The sequence below is a fragment of the Klebsiella sp. TF21-TM genome (assembly GCF_019753495.1).
GTDB lineage: Bacteria > Pseudomonadota > Gammaproteobacteria > Enterobacterales > Enterobacteriaceae > Klebsiella > Klebsiella quasipneumoniae.
The window spans coordinates 23,895-46,370 of record NZ_JAIJYL010000012.1; the positions used below are offsets into that span (position 1 = coordinate 23,895).

Consider the following 22,476-nt stretch of genomic DNA (forward strand, 5'->3'; position numbering starts at 1 on the left):
AAAACAAAATGAATAAAGGTCTTTTTCGCAAAGAAGCTGTTGAATACAAAAGGAATCACTGGAAGGGAAAGGCCTTACTACTTGCAGGCCTTCCTGCATGGCTAATTGTTTTTTTATCCATGACATTTCTTTGCATACTTATTTCTACAATGATTTTTTTTCATTTCACTCAACGAATAGATGTTCGCGGTGAGGTTATAACATTACCCCATTCTGTTAATGTATTTTCACCACAACAGGGGTTTGTAGTAAACCAACACGTCCAGGTTGGTGATATGGTAAGTAAAGGGCAGCCTATTTATGAACTGGATGTCTCACGGAGCACTATCAGCGGGAATGTTAGCATAGCGCAAACACAAGTAATTAATGAAAAAATTACTAATGCAGAAGATATAATAAACAAGCTTACGCAGAATAAGTCGGAGACGTTAGCTGCTCTCAATAAACAGATCAAAACTACTAGCGAATCTTTGCATGAGACGAATCGTATGTTAGCAAATACTCAGGCTGGTTTAAAAAAAATGCATACCAACCTCTCTAGCTACGATAACTATCTGAAAGAAGGTTTAATTACTAAAGATCAGTATAACTATCAACACTCGTTATATTTTCAACAGCAAAGCGCCTATCAATCCCTGGTGACCCAAAAAATGCAGCTAGAATCTCAGCTCACGCAAGCTAACAGCGATAGAATCACCAAAGCAGCAGACTTTGATAATCAGATCTCCAGTCAGCATAATCAAATCAATGATTACAAAAATCAGCTAGTTGAATCCAACGCCAGCGGTAATCTTATTATTAAAGCGACTACCAACGGAAAAATTGAATCACTGGCCGTGACTAAAGGGCAGATGGTAGAGAACGGTAGTAGCCTGGCGCAGATCAAACCAACCGGTGAGATTGAGTATTATCTCATTCTATGGTTACCCAATAACGCCATCCCTTACGTAAAACCCGGCGACACGATAAATATTCGCTATGATGCTTTCCCTGCTGATAAATTTGGCCAATTTCCAGGCAAGGTTACTTCTATTTCCTCGGTACCAGCTTCACGTCAGGAGATGGCAGAATATACCAATGTTAGCAATGGCACTAATCAGCAGGAATTAGCTCTCTATAAAGCGATTATAAAAATAAAAGACAAGACCTTTAGCTACAATGGAAAAACGCTCACGCTCTCAAACGGCCTGAAGGCTCAGGCAGTAGTTTTTCTTGAAGAACGCCCACTTTATATGTGGATGTTTACTCCTTTCTATAAGATGACGCAAAGCGTGAGCGGCCCGATCAATGAATAAAGAACTGTTTAAAACCATTACCGACAAGCTTAATTTTTCATTTCGCCATAAAACTCCTGTCATTTTACAGTCGGAGGCTGCCGAATGCGGTATCGCCTGCCTGGCGATGATTTGCGGCTTTTACGGACTTAATATAGACCTGTTCAATTTCCGCCATCGTTACGGTAGTCCTTCTCAGGGCGTTTCGCTCATGTCGCTGAGCAAAACGGCGGAACATGCCGGTCTTAAAAGCCGGGCTCTCTCTCTGGATCTGGATGAAATCAAGCAGCTGAAGCTACCCTGTATTATCCATTGGGGAATGAACCATTACGTCGTGCTCACTAAGGTACGTAAAAACAGCTTTATTGTTCACGATCCGGCGCTGGGTAAGCGGGTTATTGGTATCCAGGAAATTTCCAATAACTTTACCGGCGTAGCACTGGAACTATGGCCGGACCAAAACTTTCAGCAAGAACAAGCGAAATCACGCCTGCGTCTTTTGGACCTGATGCGCAATATTGTGGGGCTAAAATCGGTACTGCTAAAAATCTTTGCTTATTCGGTGGTGGTTGAAGCTATCGGCCTGCTATTACCTATCGGTACGCAACTGGTGACTGACCATGTCATCATGGCGCACGATCAGAGCCTATTGTCAGTCATCTGTATCGGACTGGTCTTCTTTACGCTGTTTCGTACCTTTATCAGTATGCTGCGAGCGTGGACTTCATTAACGCTAAATACGCTGACTAACATTCAATGGAAAACGACTCTCTTTGACCATCTGGCCAGTCTGCCGCTGTCGTTTTTTGAGAAGCGGCATCTGGGAGATATACAGTCACGCTTTTCTTCTCTGGATACCATTCGTTCGACGTTTACGAACAGCATCGTCAGCGGCATTATTGACTCGATCATGACGATAGGCCTGCTAGTCATGTTAACGCTGTACGGTGGTTGGCTGGTATGGGTCGTGGTAGGGTTCACCTTATGTTATGCCATTATGCGCTTTGCCACTTACAGCTTCTATCGCCGTGTTGCCGAAGAGCAGGTCATCAAGGGTGCGCGTTCCAACTCGCACTTTATGGAATCGCTATACGGTATTTCAACCATTAAAGCGCTGAACTTGAAAGAACGTCGTTCGCAGCATTGGTTAAATATCAACATTGATGCCTGCAATGCCGGAATCAAACAGACTCGTTTCGATATGATGTTTGGCGGAATCAATACCTTTATTACCTCTATCGACCAGGTTGCTGTACTCTGGCTGGGTGCAATTATGGTCATTGATAACAATATGACCCTCGGTATGTTTATGGCTTTCAACGCCTATCGAGGGCAGTTCTCCCAGCGGGCGTCAAGCTTAATCGACCTGGTCATGCAGCTGCGAATGTTATCGTTACATAATGAGCGTCTTTCAGAAATCGTATTTAGCGAGCCGGAAAAAGAATTGCCTTCTCGACGTATTTTTGGTGAAAACACTGGCGTAAAATTAGAAGTTAGGAATCTCAGCTATCAGTACGATCCGTTTTCACAACCTATTTTTTCTAATTTAAATATTACCGTTGAGCCTGGCGAATCCATTGCGCTGGTAGGCCCTTCTGGCGTAGGTAAGACCACGCTGCTGAAAGTCATGTGCGGGCTGTTAGAACCAACCAGCGGCGATGTGGTAGCTGATAACCTTGATATTCATAAAATTGGCATCAATAACTTCCGTCTTGGAACAGCCTGCGTCCTTCAGGAGGATAGACTTTTCTCAGGCTCGCTTATCGATAATATCAGCGGCTTTGAAGATAATGCCGATATGGATTTTATCATCGAGTGCGCACGCAGATGTAATATCCATGATGAAATCATGAAAATGCCGATGGGCTATGAAACCATTGTCGGAGAGCTTGGCTTAGGGATCTCTGGGGGGCAAAAACAGCGAATTTTAATCGCTCGTGCGCTCTATCGCAAACCCAGCATTCTGTTTATGGATGAAGCCACCAGCCACCTCGACCTGAAAAATGAATCGGTCATTAACCAGTCTATCTCTGGTTTAAGCATTACCCGAATCATTGTTGCCCATCGGCCATCCACCATTGCCTCAGCTGATCGCATCATTGATATGTCACAGTTCCACATGCAGGCACCAGCGTAACTATCAGGAGAAGGATATCCGTATGCAAGGAAAATTTATTGGTTTTAATACCGCATCTATAAAATATGATGACAAATTTTTGGCTTTAATGCTCAAAGTTAAACAGAGTAATCAACTCTGTCAGTCTTATTATCTTCAGGCTCCAGTTCTGGCAGATCTCTTATTAGTTCTGCAGCACCGGATAGCCAAGGTACTGCAGCGCTTAAAAACTGAAGGTGAAAACTATAAGAATGAACTTGTGGCTTTTAATGAACAACTGATAGAAAACACGCCGAATATTGATATCTCGGAAGTGCAGTCCCCAAATCCAGATAGGCGGATCATGTCAATAACGTTAAAACCAGGCAATACATGGTCAACGCTTATTCTGGTGCTACAAAACGAACAAATTGCTACGCTGCACATTGATGATATGCAAGTTGAAGCAATGCTGGTTGGTATTCAGCAATCTCTTAAAAATGCTAGTGATAACGAACTCATAAATTATTTAACTGCATCGCTGGAAGGGGTGATGCTATATGCGGTGGATTTAACAGATATCAGCAGCATTGATTATCAGCAGTATCTTCAGGATGAATGGAAGCTCAATCTTTTTTCACATTATCTCGGGGTATTGTACTGCTGTGATACTGAAGAAGGCAGAAAAATTATCTCCGGCGCAGTAATTAAAACCAACGCCGATCATCCGTCTCAGCAGGAAAACAGCGTGATGATGCACTTAATTGAGAGAAGCGCGAAGCTGAAAGAAATGCATGCCGAGCTGGCGCCATGCCAAATCTTCAGTACCATTATTCCTTCCCAGCCAGGAAGAATGCTCAGCCTGGAAGAGTGTCTGCGTCCCCTGCATGCCTTCTATCTGGAGAAGAAAGCGGAGCTTAACGCCTGACCCTCTTCTACCGGTCACGCCTCTCTCTACGCTCGCAGAGAGAGGCATCGCGCATCAGTTCGGGCACTTATATACCTGGCCGTTCATCTCGCTGTCGGTGGGCACAAAGCTCGACAACAGATTTTGCGTCGGGCTGCTGACGCCATAAATCACGTTGCCGCCCATGGCTGCCGCCTGGTTACGCAGGGCGTTAGCCGCACCGCGCATGGAGCCACCCTCATCGCCATTCTGGCCGGAGAGCCAGTTACTCTGTTTACCCGTCGCGGTCCCTAACAGCTGACACTCTGCGCCCGGCTTCTCCTGCACGAAGCGCACATTCTGGCCGGCAGAGGTTAATTCATTGCTGGAACTGCAACCTGCCAACAGTAAGGCTGCGCCGACAATCCCTGCTAAATATTTTACCTGCATGTTAATCCCCATGATCGATGAGCTGGACGCACTGGCCCGGATGTAAACCTGTCATCCTTCAAACTGCGTCGGCATGAGCCGCTTTCATTCCTTAGCCGGTCGCGCTAGTTAGTCGCTTCCGATACGGAGGTGCTTGCCGCTCTGATGCAGCTTAAATGATTTTTATGTATAAGCCTTATACTAAAAAGCGCGCCAAAAGAAAAACCCCCAGCCATTACTGGCCAGGGGTTTCTGCTTTTTTATGCCGTAGAGCGCACGATTACATCATGCCGCCCATACCGCCCATGCCGCCCATACCGCCAGCAGCACCTAAATCAGGCGCATCGCCTTTCGGCAGGTCGGTCACCATGCACTCGGTGGTGATCATCAGGCCAGCCACGGAAGCCGCGTACTGCAGTGCAGAACGGGTGACTTTGGTTGGGTCCAGGATACCGAAGTCGATCATGTTGCCGTATTCTTCAGTTGCCGCGTTATAACCGTAGTTACCGTCGCCGGCTTTCACGTTGTTCGCCACAACAGACGGCTCTTCACCGGCGTTGGACACGATCTGACGCAGCGGCGCTTCCATTGCGCGCAGCGCAACTTTGATACCGACGTTCTGATCTTCGTTCTGACCGGTCAGGCCAGCGAGTTTCGCTGCAACGCGAACCAGCGCTACGCCGCCGCCAGCCACCACGCCTTCTTCAACCGCAGCACGAGTGGCGTGCAGGGCATCGTCGACGCGTGCTTTTTTCTCTTTCATTTCAACTTCGGTTGCCGCGCCGACTTTGATTACGGCAACGCCGCCAGCCAGTTTAGCGACACGTTCCTGCAGTTTTTCACGGTCGTAGTCGGAGGTTGCTTCTTCGATTTGCTTACGGATCTGAGCAACGCGGCCCTGGATTGCGGATTCTTCGCCAACGCCATCGATGATGGTGGTGGTGTCTTTGTTGATAACCACGCGTTTCGCCTGGCCCAGGTCTTCCAGAGTCGCTTTTTCCAGCTCCATACCGATCTCTTCAGAGATAACGGTACCGCCAGTCAGCGTCGCGATATCCTGCAGCATGGCTTTACGACGGTCGCCGAAGCCCGGCGCTTTCACCGCAGCCACTTTCACGATGCCGCGCATGGTGTTAACCACCAGGGTCGCCAGCGCTTCGCCTTCAACGTCTTCAGCGATGATAACCAGCGGTTTGCCAGCTTTCGCTACGGCTTCCAGAACCGGCAGCATTTCGCGGATGTTGGAGATTTTTTTGTCAGCCAGCAGGATGAACGGGCTTTCCAGCTCAACGGCGCCGGTGTCCGGCTTGTTGATGAAGTACGGAGACAGGTAGCCGCGGTCGAACTGCATACCTTCAACCACGTCCAGTTCGTCTTCCAGACCGGTACCGTCTTCAACGGTGATCACGCCTTCTTTGCCAACTTTATCCATCGCTTCCGCGATCAGTTTACCGACGGTTTCGTCGGAGTTAGCGGAGATGGTACCTACCTGAGCGATAGCTTTGGAGTCAGAGCACGGAACGGACAGCGCTTTCAGTTCTTCAACAGCGGCAACGACAGCTTTGTCGATACCACGTTTCAGATCCATCGGGTTCATGCCTGCAGCAACGGCTTTCAGGCCTTCGTTCACGATAGCCTGCGCCAGCACGGTTGCGGTGGTGGTGCCGTCGCCTGCCGCGTCGTTCGCTTTAGAGGCAACTTCTTTCACCATCTGCGCGCCCATGTTTTCGAACTTGTCTTCCAGCTCGATTTCACGTGCAACGGAAACACCATCTTTGGTGATGGTCGGCGCGCCGAAGGATTTGTCCAGAACCACGTTACGGCCTTTCGGGCCCAGGGTCACTTTAACTGCATCTGCCAGTACGTTTACGCCGCGCAGCATTTTTACACGAGCGTCGTTACCGAATTTTACGTCTTTTGCTGCCATTTCTTATATTCCTCAAATTCGTTCAGGGTCGTGCGAATTAAGCTTCAACAATTGCCAGGATGTCGCTTTCGGACATGATCAGCACTTCTTCGTTGTCAATCTTCTCAGTCTTCACGCCGTAGCCATCGTTGAAAATCACGATGTCACCAACTTTAACGTCCAGCGGCTGCACGGTCCCGTTTTCCAGGATGCGGCCTTTACCGACAGCGATGATTTCGCCACGCGTTGACTTAGCTGCTGCAGAACCGGTCAGAACGATGCCGCCCGCAGATTTGGTTTCAACTTCTTTACGTTTGACGATCACACGATCATGTAACGGACGAATACTCATTGATAGCTCTCCTTCGAGAAAGTCATTATCAGTTATGGGTGACGCCGGGCCGAACGCGGTTTACCGGCTAGTGCAGAGAGAGATGGGGATGGCCATTTCCCGCTTCAAGGGCAAAATTAAAAAAAATTTTTACCTTTGCGCTGGCGCGCAAAAAGCGGCGCCACCGGGCAGCCGGTCATAAGGAAAAGCGATTGTGATACTCTCTTTCTTTTCACTGGCGCAGGATGGAATCATGAGTGGTTTAAAACAGGAGTTAGGGCTGGGACAGGGAGTCGGGTTGCTTTCCACCTCACTGCTGGGTACCGGCGTTTTCGCCGTTCCGGCGCTGGCGGCGCTGGTCGCTGGCGATAACAGCCTGTGGGCATGGCCGTTGCTTATCCTCCTTGTTTTTCCGATTGCCATCGTCTTCGCCCTGCTGGGCCGCCATTTCCCCAGCGCGGGCGGCGTGGCCCACTTTGTCGATATGGCCTTTGGCCCACGGCTGGCCAGCGTCACCGGCTGGCTGTTTTTATCGGTTATCCCGGTCGGACTCCCTGCCGCCCTGCACATCGCCACCGGCTTCGGCCAGGCGCTGTTCGGCTGGCATGATGCGCAGCTGCTGCTGGCGGAGCTGGGTACCCTGGCCATCGTCTGGTGGGTCGGTTCACGTGGCGCCAGCTCCAGCGCCAACCTGCAGACGCTGGTTGCCGTGCTGATCGTGGCGCTGATCGTCGCCGTCTGGTGGCGCGGTGGGATAAGTCCGGCGCAGATCCCCTTCCCCGCCCCGGCGGAGATCGACCGCGGCCAGCTCTTCTCCGCGCTGTCGGTGATGTTCTGGTGCTTTGTCGGCCTGGAAGCCTTTGCCCACCTCGCCTCGGAGTTTAAACACCCCGAGCGCGATTTTCCCCGCGCGCTGATGATAGGCCTGCTGCTTGCCGGTTCGGTCTACTGGGCCTGCACCGTGCTGGTGTTGCACTTCCACGCCTTTGGCGAGGAGATGGCGGCGGCGGCGTCATTACCGAATATCGTGGTCCGCCTGTTCGGCGTCGAAGCGCTGTGGGTGGCCTGCGTCATCGGTTACCTCGCCTGTTTCGCCAGCCTCAACATCTATATTCAGAGCTTCGCCCGCCTGGTCTGGTCGCAGGCGCAGCATAAGCCACAGAGCTACCTCGCGAGGCTGTCGCCGCGGCAGATCCCACGCAACGCCCTCAACGCCGTGCTGGGCTCCTGCGTGGTCAGCACCTTGTGTATCTATTTTCTCGATATCAATCTGGACGCGCTGATCGTCTATGCCAACGGCATTTTCATCATGATCTATCTGCTGTGCATGCTGGCAGGCTGTCGTTTGCTGCGCGGCCGCTATCGGCTGCTGGCGGCGGTGGGCAGCATTCTCTGTCTGCTGCTGCTGGCGATGGTCGGCTGGAAGAGTCTGTACGCGCTGGTGATGCTGGCGGTGCTGTGGTTGTTTTTACCAAGACGTAAGCTGGCGACAGGAAGCGTATAGGCGCAAAAAGAAAGCGGCCCGGTCGCGTCTGCAGACCGGGCCGATAAACGTTAATCGCGGCGATCGTCCTTGTGGTCCAGACGGTCGCGCTGTTCATCCTTGCGCTGGTATTCCCCTTCGAAGGTCTCTCCGCCGCCAGTCCCGGCGCTAAAGCCGCCGCCCGGCATCCGGCTGAAGCGCAAATGCGGCATCAGCTTCATCGTCAGGTGCTTCTGCACCGGGGGCAAAAGCAGCAGCAGGCCGAGGAAGTCGGTAAAGAACCCCGGGATCAACAGCAGCAGGCCAGCGATAATCAGCGAGACGCTCTTGATCATCTCCGCCGCCGGGCTCTCGCCCGCGGCCATCTTCTGCTGCATCAGCAGGAAGTTTTTGAAGCCCTGGTTGCGCACCAGCGACATCCCCACCACCGAGCTAAAGATCACCAGGATCAGCGTCATAAAGACGCCCAACACGTGAGCGACCTGGATAAAGATCGATATCTCAATGTAAACGTAAAGAAAAAAGGCAATAAACGGAATCCAACGCACCGGCGTCTCCTTCATCGACAGGCGCCGAATTCGGCCCCCGTAGTCATCAATTTGCTGATCGCATCCCACTAAGATGGGGATGCTGAGCGGCTTTTCAATCAGCGGAAATGCTTATTTTTTCCAAGAATAGGAAAGCGGTGACCCATTTCACAGATTAATAAATCTTCTCACACCCGCGATGTAATAAGTGATCAAGCTTACTGATATTCGCTATCATCAGCATATGATCTTGGGCACCGGGCCGGTTAAGGAAATAATCGTCGGCCAGAAAATATACTGAATCCTGGATATTCTGTGTATTTGGTGAATTCATTGGCAGCTTGAAAAGAAGGTTCACATGTTAAACAACATTCGTATCGAAGAAGATCTGTTGGGCACCAGGGAAGTTCCCGCGGACGCTTACTACGGCGTTCATACTCTGCGAGCGATTGAAAACTTCTACATTAGCAACAGCAAAATCAGCGACATACCAGAATTCGTGCGCGGCATGGTGATGGTGAAGAAAGCCGCCGCGCTGGCGAACAAGGAGCTGCAGACCATTCCTAAAAGCGCGGCAAATGCGATTATCGCCGCCTGTGACGAAGTCCTGAATAACGGCAAATGCATGGACCAGTTCCCGGTCGATGTCTTCCAGGGCGGGGCCGGCACCTCCGTAAACATGAACACCAACGAAGTCCTGGCAAACATCGGCCTCGAGCTGATGGGCCACCAGAAAGGCGAATACCAGTACCTGAACCCAAACGATCACGTCAACAAATGCCAGTCCACCAACGATGCCTACCCGACCGGGTTCCGCATTGCGGTGTATGCCTCTATCCTCAAGTTAATCGATGCGATTAAGCAGCTGGGCGAAGGTTTCCAGGCGAAAGCCGAGGAGTTCCAGGACATCCTCAAGATGGGCCGCACCCAGCTGCAGGACGCGGTGCCGATGACCCTCGGTCAGGAGTTCCATGCCTTCAATGTGCTGCTCAATGAAGAGACCAAAAGCATTCTGCGCACCGCGGAGCTGCTGCTGGAAGTGAACCTTGGCGCAACCGCCATCGGCACACGCCTCAACACCCCGGACGGTTATCAACAGCTGGCGGTGCAGAAGCTGGCGGAAGTGAGCAACTTACCGGTCGTTCCGGCGGAAGATCTGATTGAAGCCACCTCGGACTGCGGGGCGTACGTCATGGTTCACAGCTCGCTGAAACGCCTGGCGGTGAAACTGTCCAAGATCTGTAACGACCTGCGCCTGCTCTCTTCCGGACCGCGCGCGGGCCTCAACGAAATTAACCTGCCTGAGCTGCAGGCTGGCTCTTCTATTATGCCGGCGAAGGTTAACCCGGTGGTGCCGGAGGTGGTCAACCAGGTCTGCTTTAAAGTGATCGGCAACGACACCACGGTGACCATGGCCTCAGAAGCCGGGCAGCTGCAGCTGAACGTGATGGAACCGGTGATCGGCCAGGCGATGTTCGAGTCTATCCACATTCTGACCAACGCCTGCTACAACCTGCTGGAGAAATGCGTCAACGGCATTACCGCCAACAAAGCGGTGTGCGAAGGTTACGTCTATAACTCCATCGGCATCGTCACCTACCTCAACCCGTTTATCGGCCACCACAATGGCGATATCGTCGGCAAGATCTGCGCCGAAACCGGGAAGAGCGTGCGGGAAGTGGTGCTGGAGCGTGGGCTGCTGACGGCGGCGGAGCTGGATGACATTTTCTCCGCGCAAAACCTGATGCATCCCGCTTATAAAGCGAAGCGTTATACCGATGAAAGCGAACAGTAATCTTTCCGGATAGTCATTCAAAGGCATGTCAGCGATGACATGCCTTTTTGCTTTTTAGTTTTACTAAAATACAACAATCCAATATCAACTTGTTAAAAAACAAGGAAGGCATATATGTTTGGTGCAGAACTGGTTATTGTCCTGCTGGCGATTTATCTCGGCGCCCGGCTCGGCGGCATCGGTATCGGCTTTGCCGGTGGCCTTGGCGTCCTTGTCCTGACGCTTATTTTTCAAATTAAACCGGGTGCGATCCCCTTCGACGTTATTGAAATCATTATGGCGGTGATTGCCGCTATCGCCGCCATGCAGGTCGCAGGCGGAATGGATTACCTGGTCAGCCTCGCCGAACGGATGCTGCGTCGCCACCCGAAATATATTACCTTCCTTGCCCCGCTGGTGACCTGGTTTATGACCGTACTCGCCGGCACCGGCCATACCGCCTTCTCCACGCTGCCGGTGATCACCGAAGTGGCCAAAGAGCAAGGCATCCGTCCGTCCCGTCCGCTGTCGATTGCGGTGGTGGCCTCCCAGATAGCGATCACCGCTTCGCCCATCTCCGCCGCGGTGGTGTTCTTTGCCGGGATCCTGGAGCCGCTGGGCGTTAGCTACCTGATGCTGCTGGCCATCTGTATTCCGGTCACCCTGCTGGCGGTGATGCTCACCGCTATCGTCTGCAATTTTCTCGGCTGCGAACTGAAAGACGACCCGGTTTACCAGGAGCGGCTGGCCAAGGGTGAGGTCAGACTGCGCGGCAGCCAGGTGTTTGAGCTGAAGCCGCACGCCAAACGTTCCGTTCTGCTGTTTCTGATCGGCATCGTAGCGGTGATGTTCTACGCCACGGCCATCAGCGATACCGTCGGTCTGATCAAAAACCCGGTACTACCGCGTAACGAGGCGATCGTGGTGTTTATGCTGACCATCGCCACGCTGATCAGCATCACCTGCAAAATCGACACCGGCGAAGTGCTCAACGCCAGCACCTTTAAGTCCGGCATGAGCGCCTGCGTCTGCGTACTCGGCGTCGCCTGGCTGGGGGATACCTTCGTTAAAGCGCATATCAGCGATATCCAGGCCGTGGCCGGCGACCTGCTGCATAACTACCCGTGGCTGCTGGCGGTGGTGCTGTTCTTTGCCGCCACGCTGCTCTACTCGCAGGCGGCCACCACCAAAGCGCTGATGCCCGCCGCGCTGATGCTGGGCGTGAGCCCTCTCACGGCCATCGCCTCGTTTGCCGCCGTCTCCGCCCTTTTCGTTCTGCCGACCTACCCCACCCTGCTGGCGGCGGTCGAAATGGATGACACCGGCTCCACCCGCATCGGTAAATACGTCTTCAACCACGCCTTCCTGATCCCCGGCGTCATCGCCATTACGCTGTGCGTGATCCTCGGGTTTATTTTTGGCGGCATCATGCTGTAAATCTCTTCAAATTCGGGCCAGATCCTGGCCCGTTTCGTTAATCCTCCCCACCTTGCGTGCTATAGTGCCTCTTTTCGCTGATACGAGGTTCATGATGACTACGCCTGATGCTGTTGTTGTGCTCTGTACCGCGCCGGATGAAGCGACCGCCCAGGATCTGGCGGCAAAAGCGCTGGCCGAAAAGCTGGCCGCCTGCGCCACGCTCCTGCCGGGCGCCACCTCGCTCTATTACTGGGAAGGGAAGCTGGAGCAGGAGTATGAAGTTCAGATGCTGTTCAAAACCGATCTTGCCCATCAGCAGGCGCTGCTGGACTGCCTGAAGTCTCACCACCCGTATCAAACCCCTGAACTGCTGGTTCTGCCCGTCACGTATGGAGACAACGATTACCTCTCATGGCTTACCGCATCTTTACGCTGATCCTGCTGCTGTGCAGCGCGTCAGCCACCGCCGGGTTATTCGACGCGCCGGGGCGCTCGAACTTCGTGCCTGCTGACCAGGCCTTCGCCTTTGACTTTCAGCAGCAACAGCATGACCTCAACCTGAGCTGGCAAATCAAGGATGGTTACTATCTTTATCGTCAACAGTTTACCTTCCGCGCCGCCGGGGCGACGATCGCCGAACCGGCGCTGCCGGCGGGCGAGTGGCATGAGGATGAGTTTTACGGCAAAAGCGAGATCTTTCGTCAGCGCCTGACCGTCCCGGTCACGGTGAAGCAGGCGGACAAAGACGCCACCCTCACCGTCACCTGGCAGGGCTGCGCCGATGCCGGATTCTGTTATCCGCCGGAGACCAAAGTGATCCCGCTGAGCGCCGTGCTGGCGGCTTCGGCAGATGGCCGGGCGACCACCATTGCCCCTGCGCCGCCGGCGAGCAGCCGTCCGGCGTTCAACCCGCCGCTGCCGGTTGAGCCGCGTCCGGCCCCGGAGATCGCCACTTCGCCTGCGCCTGCCTCAGCGCCGCCCGCTGACGCCCCCGCCCGCCTGCCTTTCACCGCCCTGTGGGCGCTGCTGATAGGCATTGGTATCGCCTTCACCCCCTGCGTGCTGCCGATGTATCCGCTGATTTCCGGCATCGTGCTGGGCGGCAAACAGCGGCTTTCCACCGCGCGCGCCCTGCTGCTGGCCTTTATTTATGTCCAGGGGATGGCCTTAACCTATACCGCGCTGGGGCTGGTGGTAGCCGCCGCCGGGCTGCAGTTCCAGGCGGCCCTGCAGCACCCGTATGTGCTGGTGGGTCTGTCGGCAGTGTTTATACTGCTGGCGCTCTCCATGTTCGGCCTGTTCACGCTACAGCTGCCCTCCACGCTGCAGACCCGACTGGCGCTGCTCAGCAATAAGCGCCAGGGCGGCTCGCCCGGCGGAGTCTTTGCGATGGGCGCTATTGCCGGGCTGATCTGCTCCCCCTGCACCACTGCGCCGCTGAGCGCCATCCTGTTATTTATCGCCCAGAGCGGTAATCTGTGGCTGGGCGGCGGCACGCTGTACCTCTACGCGCTGGGCATGGGCCTGCCGTTGATTCTCGTCACCGTGTTTGGCAACCGTCTGCTGCCGAAGAGCGGCCCGTGGATGAGCCATGTGAAGACCGCCTTCGGATTCGTGATCCTGGCTCTGCCCGTTTTCCTGCTGGAGCGCATCCTTGGCGATCAGTGGGGATTACGTCTGTGGTCAATGCTTGGCGTCGCCTTCTTCAGCTGGGCGTTTATCACCTCGCTGGGCGCGACCCGGTCGTGGATGCGGCTGGCGCAAATCATTCTTCTTGCCGCCGCGCTGGTCAGCGCCCGTCCGCTGCAGGACTGGGCGTTTGGTGCCCCGGCGCCCGAGCAGCAGGCGCATCTGGCCTTCACCCGCGTCAGCTCGGTAACCGAGCTTGATCGGGCGCTGGCGCAGGCAAAAGGCCAGCCGGTGATGCTCGATCTCTACGCCGACTGGTGTGTAGCCTGCAAAGAGTTTGAAAAATACACCTTTCGTTCACCTGACGTGCAGCAGGCGCTGAAAGGCGTCGTGTTATTACAGGTTGATGTGACAAAAAACAGTCCGCAAGACGCCGCGCTGCTGAAGCGCCTGCAGGTGCTCGGTCTGCCGACGATCCTGTTCTTCAACGCGCAGGGCCAGGAACAACCCGACCGGCGGGTCACCGGCTTTATGGATGCTGCGGCATTCAGCGCCCATTTGCGCGATTGGCAAGCGTGAGCGACACTTTAGGAGGAAAGATGGAGGAGAACACCGTGCTACGTGAAGACGTCCTGGCAGAAGCCATTAAAATTCTTGAAATTGAAGGTATCGCCAACACGTCGCTGGAGATGGTCGCTGAGCGCGTGTCCTGTCCGACGAGCGACCTGAAACGCTTCTGGCCCGATCGCGAAGCGCTGCTCTACGACGCGCTTCGCTATCTGAGCCACCAGGTGGATGCCTGGCGCCGTCAGCTGCTGCTGGACGACACCTTAAGCGCAGAGCAAAAGCTGCTGGCGCGCTATAGCGCGCTTACCACCTGCGTCAGCAACCAGCGCTACCCCGGCTGTTTATTTATCGCCGCCTGCACCTTCTATCCGGATGCCCAGCACCCGATCCACCAGCTGGCGGAACAGCAGAAGCAGGCTTCGCTGGCCTACACCCATGAGCTGCTGACCCAGCTGGAGGTGGATGATCCGGAAATGGTCGCCAAGCAGATGGAGCTGATTGTCGAGGGCTGTCTGAGCCGTCTGCTGATCAAGCGTAGCCAGACGGATGTCGATACGGCGCGGCGGCTGGCAGAAGATATTCTGCGCTTCGCCCAGTGCCGTATGGGCGGGGCCTTAACCTGATTCTGATATCCTAACCGCCACGTCGCGCCTATAATTTCCCCCTCACTGATTGCTGACAGGGATTGATATGCGCGCGTTCTTCTGGGCTGCCTGGCTGGGGCTGTGCTCCACACCTCTGCTGGCGGCGCCCCTGCAAGGTTTTTCCTTTGCGCAAAAAGACTGGGAGCTCGCCTGCGATAACACTGGCACCTGCCGGGCGGCAGGTTACGGCGTCCGCATGGGCGAGGTCAGCGTGCTGTTGACCCGCAACGCCGGCAGCGAACAGCACCTCACCGCTACGGCCACCTTCGCGCAGATCGAACACGATATCCCCGCCGACTCCACCGCCAGCCTGCTGATCGACGACCGGGACCTCGGCTCGCTGGATGCCGTGGATGACAGCCACTTCCGTCTGGACAGCGATCAGACCTCCGCCGTGCTGCAGGCCCTGGCGAACCAGCGCAAAATCGAATTCACGCTTAACGGCCAGCACCTGCCGCTTTCCAGCTCCGGCAGCCGCGAGGTGCTGAGTAAAATGGATGCGTTTCAGCGACGAACCGGCACCGCCGACGCGCTGCTGGATAAAGGCGACGCGGGCGACGATGCCATTTTGCCCGCTGCCCCCGCCCCGGAAATCATCGCCGCGCCGGTGATCCACAACGCGCAACCTGTACCGCTGAGCATGCTCCAGCGCCAGAGGCTGTTGCCCGCCCTGACGCCGCTGCTGAGCCAGCGCTGTGAAGACTGGCAGAACCCGGCCATTCCGGCGGCAGAGCGCCAGATCACCCTCACCGCGCTGGATAAAACCCATTCGCTGGCGCAGGCGCTCTGCTGGCGAGCGCCCTATAACGATGGCTATGCCCTGTGGCTGGTCGATAACGCCCAGTTGAGCAAACCGCGGCTGCTCACTACCGAGGCCTCCAGCTACGCCAACGGCACGCTGGTCTTCCTGCACAAAGAGCGGGGCATGGCCGACTGCGTAACCGGCGAGACGCGCGTCTGGGAGGGTAAAACCTTCGTTCCCAGCCTGAAGTACAGCACCGGTATGTGCCGGGAAATCACCCCGGGCGGCACCTGGATGCTGCCGACCTTTGTCAGCCAGGTGATCCCGAAGCAGCAGAAAGAAGCGGATAACCTGGCCCTGCGAACGCTGTACAACGGGGTGCTGAAAGCGCAAAAAAGCGATCCGGAACTGGCGCTGAACCGGGTCGCCGAGCAGTTTCCGTTAACCGGCCATATTACCGACTTCACGCTCACTTACGCCGATGACAGCCTGGTGACGACCAGCAAACCGTCCCCGGATATCAGCGATGACGAGTGGCAGGCGTTTCTGCGCTCCGCAATTAGCGCAGATTCAGAAAACGGTAAAGTCAGCTTTACGCTTATCGACCTCGACGGCGACGGCAAACGCGATCTGATCATCGACAGCTACGTGGGCGGCACCGGGCTCTTCAGCTACACCGGGGTGCTCCGGCGCGGCGATGATGATTTTGCCGCCGTCAACGATAGCGACAGTGATAACGGCGATGATTTCGATGCCGGGGTGCCCGGCGCCCTCTTTTCGATCAATGGCCGCGGGGCCAACCAATGGAACCACTGGGTCAAAATCAACGGCCAGGTGTATGCCCTGTGGTACAACGGCCAGTTTGGCGAAGATAATCTCTATCTGCTGCGCCCGTTCAGCACCGCCAGCCAGACGCCCGCGGTGACGGTTCGCTATCGCTATACGCTGAACAGCATCCGCTCCCCGGAGAAAGACCAACCGCTGACCCCCAGCCTGAGCGACAGCGATAAAGCGGATCTGCTGCGCTCGCTGGAGGTGATGCAGGGCAACCTGCTGAAAGACAAACCCGCCAGCGACAACGATGCGCCGATCTGCCCCATTCCGCCCGGCGCCTCCGCCGACGAGGCGGACAACTATTACAGCGGCGTTGCCGTTAACTATATCTATGAGACGGTGGCCTATATTCCGGTCTGGCTGAACGGAAAATGTTATATCGGCACCATTTTCAGCCATCATGGCGCCTATCGTCACGGCGTGGATGCGGAAATTACGCTGAGCTCGCCGCGGGAAGATGAAGAGGTCATTGGTGATTACCTGATCTCCGGGTTGCGCCACGTTATCTCCGTCACCAGCGGCTGGAAAAGTCGTGAAGGCGATAACGGCATGCAGTGATATTGAGTCAAAATGCGCCTTTGAACGCGGAATTGCCGCAAAGATAAGCAATCGACAAGTAATTTAAGAAATTTGGTTGACGGGGTGGGCGGATTACGGTTTAATGCGCCCCGTTGCCCGGATAGCTCAGTCGGTAGAGCAGGGGATTGAAAATCCCCGTGTCCTTGGTTCGATTCCGAGTCCGGGCACCACTTATTCAGAGAACCCAGCCTATGGCTGGGTTTTTGCTTTTCTACATCCGGACTCTTCATCGAACTGCGTTCGATTATTCGCCGCACAGCGGCTCACCCCTTCGGGGCCAGCGCGACACGCGCGCTGTTCAACGCCTGCGGCGTTAGTCCGAGTCCGGGCACCACTTATTCAGAGAACCCAGCCTATGGCTGGGTTTTTGCTTTTCTGCATCCGGACTCTTCATCGAACTCCACTCTATGATCCCCTGCCCGGCGGCGCTGCGCTTGCGCGGGCCTACGCTGTTTGAGCCTGCGGCAGGACCCGTAGGCCGGATAAGGCATTTATGCCGCCATCCGGCACAACCGCGGGCACGGCGTCTGATGTATATCGCCCGGCGGCGCTGCGCTTGTGCGGGCCTGCGCTGTTTGAGCCTGCGGGAGGACCCGTAGGCCGGATAAGGCATTGATGCCGCCATCCGGCATAACCGCGGGTACGGCGTCTGATGTATATCGCCCGGCGGCGCTGCGCTTGCGCGGTCCTGCGCTGTTTGAACCTGCGGGAGGACCCGTAGGCCGGATAAGGCATTTATGCCGCCATCCGGCACAACTGCGGGTACGGCGTCTGATGTATATCGCCCGGCGGCGCTGCGCTTGCGCGGTCCTGCGCTGTTTGAGCCTGCGGGAGGACCCGTAGGCCGGATAAGGCATTGATGCCGCCATCCGGCACAACCGCGGGTACGGCGTCTGATTTATATCACCCGGCGGCGCTGCGCTTGCGCGGGCCTGCGCTGTTTGAGCCTGCGGGAGGACCCGTAGGCCGGATAAGGCATTTATGCCGCCATCCGGCACAACCGCGGGTACGGCGTCTGATGTATATCGCCCGGCGACGCTGCGCTTGCGCGGGCCTGGGGGTCAATGAAACGTCTGCACAAACGCAGTGAAGAAAGGTATTACTCGGCGGCGGTTTTCCCTTTGCCGGGCAGCCTGAACGCTTCGCCATAGGGCTTCGCAATGCCCATGCGATACTGCGTCTCCTTTGCCGCCTGGTGGAGATCGGCGAACTCCTCTTTCGGCGCCGGCGGACGTTGCGCCTTTTTCAGACACTGATTGCGATGGTGGCGGATCCACTCTCGGTCCTCATCGTCCAGGCAACGCTGCATCACCTCAATCCATCTGGATGCTGCCCGACGGTAGAGCCCGCAGGCTTCTAACCGCTCCGCAATACTGTCCCTTATTCTCATCCACCTCGCTCCTCTGATGCTTTCACGATATCTCATGGTATTCCGACACGTGAGCCGGAATACCATGGTAAAGTTAATTTATGACAAAACTATTCCTCTGCGGCGCAAGGAATATAATCATTATAATAATCGCTGTGCATAGCAAACCGCCATGGCGGTAATTACTTCCAAAGAGCTCCGGAATTATATGCCGGGCGCCGCCCTGGATACCGACTGGTATCGACGGTTGTACCTATCAATATCTATTTAATTTATTACATTTCCATCGTCACATACCTTGCGATATCACCTATTCCCTGTACAACCACGCCTTATGGCGATCGACCGGACTGGTCCAGCAGTTTATTTTTGAAGATAAATAAGCAGGCTTCATTAAAATTATCTAACCCCAGACGCTCATAAAGCGCGGTCCGCTTGCGGTAAAGGCTTTTTAGCGAAGTATTCAGATTCACCGCCACCTCCTCCATTGTCATCCCCGCCCCAAGAAAACGCAGCATCAGCTGCTCTGTCATACTTAAGCGCAGATTGTCGAACCACTCTTTGGTCAGCCGCTTGCTCTTCATCTCCAGAAAAAGCCCAAATAAGGTCGCCATATCGGCGGGTGATAATGACATGTTTAAAAACGATTTCAGACTGAGTAAATGCTCTTCCCGATGGCGCATATCGAGGACAATACAGCATATTCGCTTTCTGGATTGTGCCGCCTCCATGACCAGATAATCGTAATGACAAAGCGGCGAACGGCTATCAACCAGCAGAGAGAGTTCATCAACCTCATTATCTAAAATCGCTTTTCCGCTAGAATCTAACTGAATGATATCAGGAAAGAAATTCTTAACTCCTTGAAAAAGATAGTGATCCTGGGTAACTAATATCATTGAATTTGCCACAAGTCTTCCCTTTAACATTTAATCAACAAATTCTCGTCAACCAGACGTTTTCCTTGCCCCTGGGGAACGCTCCGCATGGCGGTAAAAATAACGAGATCTGTGATTTATCATTAGCGCGGCATCTGAATCTGGCTGTGAAAAACCTCCCTGGGTGCGGACAGAAAATAAACGGATTAATTATAAATAAAAAAATCCCACAGAAAAGATGCTTTTTTTGCTATTGAGAATTTTTGTCAGAAATCATCTTAAATATCCATGAAAAACCTTTCTCCTCACTGCAATATAAGCCACCCAACAAAATTAAAACAAAATTTCAGCCAACTCCATTTTTTATTTATTTCAGTAAGTTAAAGGAACTCGCTTCAACATGGCGATTCGAATTAAACCATTTTTACAGATTTATCTTAAAACGCAGTTCGTCATTTAACCATATTTATCCGCTGCGGTATCGGGTATAAATTATCCATTCAATTATCCACAGGAGATATGTTTATTACTTTGCAATAAGTCATTCACCCGCAGTGCCAGTCAGCTAAATGGGACCATCCTCATCCTTTAACTCACCGTCAAAGGACGGTCGTGTTGTGCAATGGATTCTTGATGAACATATGGCAAATAGAAATGGAAAGATCACCTTATTCAAATACGTTATTGTTTAATCGCAACACGAAACTCTCGCTGTCAATCGGTGTGCTTTTGCTCTTCCCGACGCTGGTTCAGGGAGCGGACTCGCTCTATGACCAGCAGATCCTGCAAGCGCGTCAAGGCCAGTACGCCCCCTTTCTCTCATATCTTCAGCAATACCAGCTGCGGCATGCCTTAACCCCTTCTCAGGTTGCAGACTGGCTGCAGGTAGCCCTCTGGGCCGGCCAGGACGACGAGGTGGTGAAAGTCTGGCGACGCTATCAGGTCTATATGCCGCTTCCCGCACGGGGCACCGCCGCCGCGGCGCAGGCGATGCGCAACCAGAAACAGTGGCAAGCCTCGCTCCTCCTCTGGCAGCAGGCTCTCAGCCAGGCCCCCGACAGTGACGACTATCGTATCGGCTATATCAAGACGCTGGCCGATGCCCGCAAGGACGGCGAGGCGCTCAGAGAAGCGCGTCGCCTGGTGGCGGAGCAGGCGAGCATTGCCCACCTGCAGACCCTCTCTTATGTCTACCTGCGGCTTGGCAAGAGCTGGGACCAGCTGCTGGTGGATACGCAGATCCTCGATCGCGAACCGCAGAACAAAGCCGCGCTGGCGAGCCTGATGGCGACCCTGACCCGCAACCGGATCGACTCCCCCGCCCTCGGCCTCGCGAATAACGTCGAACTGACGCCCGCGGAAAAGCGCAACCTGCAGCTGAACGCCGCCGCCGAACTGGTGCGCCTTGCCGATACACCTTCCCGTGAAGAAAAGGCGCGTTACGCGCTGGCCCGCACGGCGCTGGCGCAATACGACGCGATGATCGCCGCCTGGCGTCCCGACCCGCAGGCCGCCCCGGACATCACCCGGGCGCGCATTGACCGTCTGGGCGCGCTGTACGCCAACGCAGACTACGCGCAGGTTATCCGCGAATACCAAAGCCTGATGGCGCAGCAGCAGGCGGTTCCCGACTGGGCCATCGGCTGGGTTATCTCCTCTTATATCGCGCTTAAGCAGATTGAGCCTGCGTTGACGCTTATTCATCAGCATCCCTCGTGGCTGACGAGCCAACAGAATGAAGAACATGAGCTTTTCTTCGCCCTGCTGGACACCGCTCAGTACCCGGCGGCGCAACGGTATGTCGCCCGACTCAGCCGGAATGCGCCCTATATCCGTCATCTCTACGGCTCGCCGACACCCCAGCCGAACGACGACTGGCTCACCGCGCAGTCGCTTAACGTGCACTATCTCTCCGCCACCAACGCCCTGCCGCAGGCCGAAGCCCGCATGCAGCGCCTGGCGGCGACGGCCCCCGGCAACCAGGGGCTGCAGATCGACTATGCCGCCCTGCTGCAGGACAGAGGGCTGCCGCGGGCAGCCGAACGCCAGCTGAAAGCGGCGGAAGCCCTGGAGCCCGCCAGCCTGCAGCTGGAGCGCCAACAGGCCTGGGTCGCCCTCGATCTGCAGGAGTGGCGGCAGATGGATCTGCTGACCGACGACGTTATCGCCCGTTCGCCACGGGATCTGAATACCCAGCGCCTGGCCAGAGCCCGCGACATCCATTATTTCTCCGAGCTGCGCCTGAGCGTCGGCAAAGGGCTGCATTCCGACAACCCGGTGAGCGGTACCCACGACCTCAGTTTTGAGACGGCGATCTACAGCCCACCGATAGCCGACAGCTGGCGATTGTTCGGCGGCCACCGCTTTGCCCAAGGCAATTTTGAAGAGGGGAAAGGCAGCCGTCGCCAGCTGTTCGCCGGTATTGAATGGCGTCCGCGCGACGCCTGGGGAGAACTTGAACTCTCCAGCGTCAATTTTCACGGCGAGAATAAGCCCGGCGTCCGCCTTTCCGCCGCACACGACGTCAACGATCGCTGGCAGCTGGGCGGCGAGCTGGAGCGGATTTCGCAGCAGACGCCGCTGCGCGCATTACGCAACGGCGTCAGCGCCAACCGCGGCGAAGGCTGGCTGCGCTGGTATCAAAACGAGCGCCGGGAGTACCGCGTCAGCGTGGCCGCCAGCCGCTTTACCGACCACAACCGTCGTCAGGAGTACACCCTCTCCGGTAAAGAGCGCCTCTGGCAGACCCCGTGGCTAACGCTGGATCTGCAGCCCGGTCTGTCGGCCAGCGCCAATAGCCGCACCGACACCGCGTATTACAGTCCGGCCCGCGACCTCGCGGCCACCGCGGCGCTGGCGGTCGATCACACGCTTTACCAGCGGTATGACACCGTCTGGAGTCAGCAGCTGCTCGCCGGCGGCGGCAGCTACTGGCAAAAAAATCACGCCGCCGGCGCGATAACGACGCTGGGCTACGGGCAGCGTCTGCGCTGGAACAACCTCGTCGACGCCGGGGTGATGCTGAACTGGGACAAACGCCCCTACGACGGTAAACGTGAAAACAACCTCGCTATCACTGTTGATGCAAACATACGGTTTTAAGGATGACC

The 22,476-nt window shown here is 55.2% G+C and carries 17 protein-coding genes and 1 tRNA gene; 12 read left to right on the forward strand and 6 right to left on the reverse strand.

Annotated elements, in window-relative coordinates; all coding sequences use genetic code 11:
• Window positions 1-8 precede the first annotated feature (8 nt).
• Genes K5R89_RS13320 through yjeJ form a run of 3 tightly spaced genes read left to right on the forward strand, consistent with a single transcriptional unit; the run spans window position 9 to window position 4,297 of the window.
• Window positions 9-1,295: an HlyD family secretion protein gene (locus K5R89_RS13320; protein ID WP_049013728.1), complete on the forward strand. Its 1,287-nt coding sequence runs from the start codon at window positions 9-11 to the stop codon at window positions 1,293-1,295.
• Window positions 1,288-3,411 (forward strand): peptidase domain-containing ABC transporter, encoded by a 2,124-nt coding sequence (locus K5R89_RS13325; protein WP_072421225.1) that lies wholly within the window; start codon window positions 1,288-1,290, stop codon window positions 3,409-3,411. The genes K5R89_RS13320 and K5R89_RS13325 overlap by 8 nt, the downstream gene beginning before the upstream one ends.
• A gap of 22 nt (window positions 3,412-3,433) precedes the next feature.
• The gene (yjeJ, locus tag K5R89_RS13330; RefSeq protein WP_049013730.1) at window positions 3,434-4,297 is read left to right on the forward strand and encodes a YjeJ family protein; all 864 of its coding nucleotides are present in this window, start codon (window positions 3,434-3,436) and stop codon (window positions 4,295-4,297) included.
• Between the two features lie 54 nt (window positions 4,298-4,351).
• On the opposite strand, the gene K5R89_RS13335 is transcribed toward yjeJ, so the two are convergent.
• The 3 genes from K5R89_RS13335 to K5R89_RS13345 form a co-directional block, all read right to left on the reverse strand.
• The gene (locus K5R89_RS13335) at window positions 4,352-4,705 is read right to left on the reverse strand and encodes a DUF4156 domain-containing protein (RefSeq protein WP_004152419.1); all 354 of its coding nucleotides are present in this window, start codon (window positions 4,703-4,705) and stop codon (window positions 4,352-4,354) included.
• Between the two features lie 259 nt (window positions 4,706-4,964).
• Window positions 4,965-6,611 carry a chaperonin GroEL gene (groL, locus tag K5R89_RS13340; protein ID WP_023291693.1) on the reverse strand — a complete coding sequence of 549 codons (1,647 nt, stop codon included), beginning with the start codon at window positions 6,609-6,611 and terminating at the stop codon, window positions 4,965-4,967.
• A gap of 37 nt (window positions 6,612-6,648) precedes the next feature.
• Window positions 6,649-6,942, reverse strand: a complete 294-nt coding sequence (locus K5R89_RS13345) for a co-chaperone GroES (protein ID WP_004152420.1) — start codon at window positions 6,940-6,942, stop codon at window positions 6,649-6,651.
• 232 nt (window positions 6,943-7,174) lie between these two features.
• Here K5R89_RS13345 and yjeH point away from each other — a divergent pair, with 232 nt between their 5' ends.
• The gene (yjeH, locus tag K5R89_RS13350; protein WP_086075967.1) at window positions 7,175-8,425 is read left to right on the forward strand and encodes an L-methionine/branched-chain amino acid transporter; all 1,251 of its coding nucleotides are present in this window, start codon (window positions 7,175-7,177) and stop codon (window positions 8,423-8,425) included.
• A gap of 50 nt (window positions 8,426-8,475) precedes the next feature.
• Here yjeH and K5R89_RS13355 read toward each other — a convergent pair whose 3' ends face one another.
• The gene (locus K5R89_RS13355) at window positions 8,476-8,952 is read right to left on the reverse strand and encodes an FxsA family protein (RefSeq protein ID WP_023291691.1); all 477 of its coding nucleotides are present in this window, start codon (window positions 8,950-8,952) and stop codon (window positions 8,476-8,478) included.
• A gap of 337 nt (window positions 8,953-9,289) precedes the next feature.
• Here K5R89_RS13355 and aspA point away from each other — a divergent pair, with 337 nt between their 5' ends.
• The 7 genes from aspA to K5R89_RS13390 all read left to right on the forward strand — a co-directional run bounded on the left by aspA (window position 9,290) and on the right by K5R89_RS13390 (window position 17,289).
• Window positions 9,290-10,726, forward strand: a complete 1,437-nt coding sequence (aspA, locus tag K5R89_RS13360; RefSeq protein WP_004177762.1) for an aspartate ammonia-lyase — start codon at window positions 9,290-9,292, stop codon at window positions 10,724-10,726.
• A 114-nt stretch (window positions 10,727-10,840) separates the two neighbouring features.
• Window positions 10,841-12,142: an anaerobic C4-dicarboxylate transporter gene (locus tag K5R89_RS13365; protein WP_023291690.1), complete on the forward strand. Its 1,302-nt coding sequence runs from the start codon at window positions 10,841-10,843 to the stop codon at window positions 12,140-12,142.
• Window positions 12,143-12,236: 94 nt separating this feature from the next.
• Window positions 12,237-12,560 (forward strand): divalent cation tolerance protein CutA, encoded by a 324-nt coding sequence (gene cutA / locus K5R89_RS13370; RefSeq protein ID WP_050533651.1) that lies wholly within the window; start codon window positions 12,237-12,239, stop codon window positions 12,558-12,560.
• Window positions 12,536-14,332, forward strand: coding sequence for a protein-disulfide reductase DsbD (locus tag K5R89_RS13375; RefSeq protein WP_217259588.1), 1,797 nt, complete (start codon window positions 12,536-12,538; stop codon window positions 14,330-14,332). Before cutA ends, K5R89_RS13375 begins: the two co-directional genes overlap by 25 nt.
• Before the next feature lie 20 nt (window positions 14,333-14,352).
• A complete protein-coding gene (locus K5R89_RS13380) occupies window positions 14,353-14,943 on the forward strand; it encodes a transcriptional regulator (protein ID WP_023291688.1) in 591 nt (196 codons plus the stop codon).
• A 67-nt stretch (window positions 14,944-15,010) separates the two neighbouring features.
• The gene (locus tag K5R89_RS13385) at window positions 15,011-17,098 is read left to right on the forward strand and encodes a DUF1176 domain-containing protein (protein WP_217259587.1); all 2,088 of its coding nucleotides are present in this window, start codon (window positions 15,011-15,013) and stop codon (window positions 17,096-17,098) included.
• Between the two features lie 115 nt (window positions 17,099-17,213).
• A tRNA-Phe gene (locus tag K5R89_RS13390) sits at window positions 17,214-17,289 on the forward strand.
• Window positions 17,290-18,218: 929 nt separating this feature from the next.
• Here K5R89_RS13390 and K5R89_RS13395 read toward each other — a convergent pair.
• The gene (locus K5R89_RS13395) at window positions 18,219-18,575 is read right to left on the reverse strand and encodes a PerC family transcriptional regulator (RefSeq protein ID WP_305961458.1); all 357 of its coding nucleotides are present in this window, start codon (window positions 18,573-18,575) and stop codon (window positions 18,219-18,221) included.
• 245 nt (window positions 18,576-18,820) lie between these two features.
• Window positions 18,821-19,387, reverse strand: a complete 567-nt coding sequence (locus K5R89_RS13400; RefSeq protein WP_032454598.1) for a LuxR C-terminal-related transcriptional regulator — start codon at window positions 19,385-19,387, stop codon at window positions 18,821-18,823.
• A 633-nt stretch (window positions 19,388-20,020) separates the two neighbouring features.
• Between K5R89_RS13400 and pgaA the strand changes: the two genes are divergently transcribed.
• Window positions 20,021-22,468 carry a poly-beta-1,6 N-acetyl-D-glucosamine export porin PgaA gene (gene pgaA / locus K5R89_RS13405; protein ID WP_217259586.1) on the forward strand — a complete coding sequence of 816 codons (2,448 nt, stop codon included), beginning with the start codon at window positions 20,021-20,023 and terminating at the stop codon, window positions 22,466-22,468.
• Window positions 22,469-22,476: the final 8 nt, after the last annotated feature.

Excerpts from the sequence above, each read along its gene's own strand:
- groL (WP_023291693.1), bottom strand. The coding sequence starts at position 6,611 with ATGGCAGCAAAAGACGTAAAATTCGGTAACGACGCTCGTGTAAAAATG.
- aspA (WP_004177762.1), top strand. The coding sequence starts at position 9,290 with ATGTTAAACAACATTCGTATCGAAGAAGATCTGTTGGGCACCAGGGAA.
- cutA (WP_050533651.1), top strand. The coding sequence starts at position 12,237 with ATGACTACGCCTGATGCTGTTGTTGTGCTCTGTACCGCGCCGGATGAA.
- K5R89_RS13400 (WP_032454598.1), bottom strand. The coding sequence starts at position 19,387 with ATGATATTAGTTACCCAGGATCACTATCTTTTTCAAGGAGTTAAGAAT.
- K5R89_RS13320 (WP_049013728.1), top strand. The coding sequence starts at position 9 with ATGAATAAAGGTCTTTTTCGCAAAGAAGCTGTTGAATACAAAAGGAAT.
- K5R89_RS13335 (WP_004152419.1), bottom strand. The coding sequence starts at position 4,705 with ATGCAGGTAAAATATTTAGCAGGGATTGTCGGCGCAGCCTTACTGTTG.
- yjeH (WP_086075967.1), top strand. The coding sequence starts at position 7,175 with ATGAGTGGTTTAAAACAGGAGTTAGGGCTGGGACAGGGAGTCGGGTTG.
- K5R89_RS13345 (WP_004152420.1), bottom strand. The coding sequence starts at position 6,942 with ATGAGTATTCGTCCGTTACATGATCGTGTGATCGTCAAACGTAAAGAA.
- K5R89_RS13325 (WP_072421225.1), top strand. The coding sequence starts at position 1,288 with ATGAATAAAGAACTGTTTAAAACCATTACCGACAAGCTTAATTTTTCA.
- K5R89_RS13380 (WP_023291688.1), top strand. The coding sequence starts at position 14,353 with ATGGAGGAGAACACCGTGCTACGTGAAGACGTCCTGGCAGAAGCCATT.
- yjeJ (WP_049013730.1), top strand. The coding sequence starts at position 3,434 with ATGCAAGGAAAATTTATTGGTTTTAATACCGCATCTATAAAATATGAT.
- K5R89_RS13375 (WP_217259588.1), top strand. The coding sequence starts at position 12,536 with ATGGCTTACCGCATCTTTACGCTGATCCTGCTGCTGTGCAGCGCGTCA.
- K5R89_RS13395 (WP_305961458.1), bottom strand. The coding sequence starts at position 18,575 with ATGGTATTCCGGCTCACGTGTCGGAATACCATGAGATATCGTGAAAGC.
- pgaA (WP_217259586.1), top strand. The coding sequence starts at position 20,021 with ATGGAAAGATCACCTTATTCAAATACGTTATTGTTTAATCGCAACACG.
- K5R89_RS13365 (WP_023291690.1), top strand. The coding sequence starts at position 10,841 with ATGTTTGGTGCAGAACTGGTTATTGTCCTGCTGGCGATTTATCTCGGC.
- K5R89_RS13385 (WP_217259587.1), top strand. The coding sequence starts at position 15,011 with ATGCGCGCGTTCTTCTGGGCTGCCTGGCTGGGGCTGTGCTCCACACCT.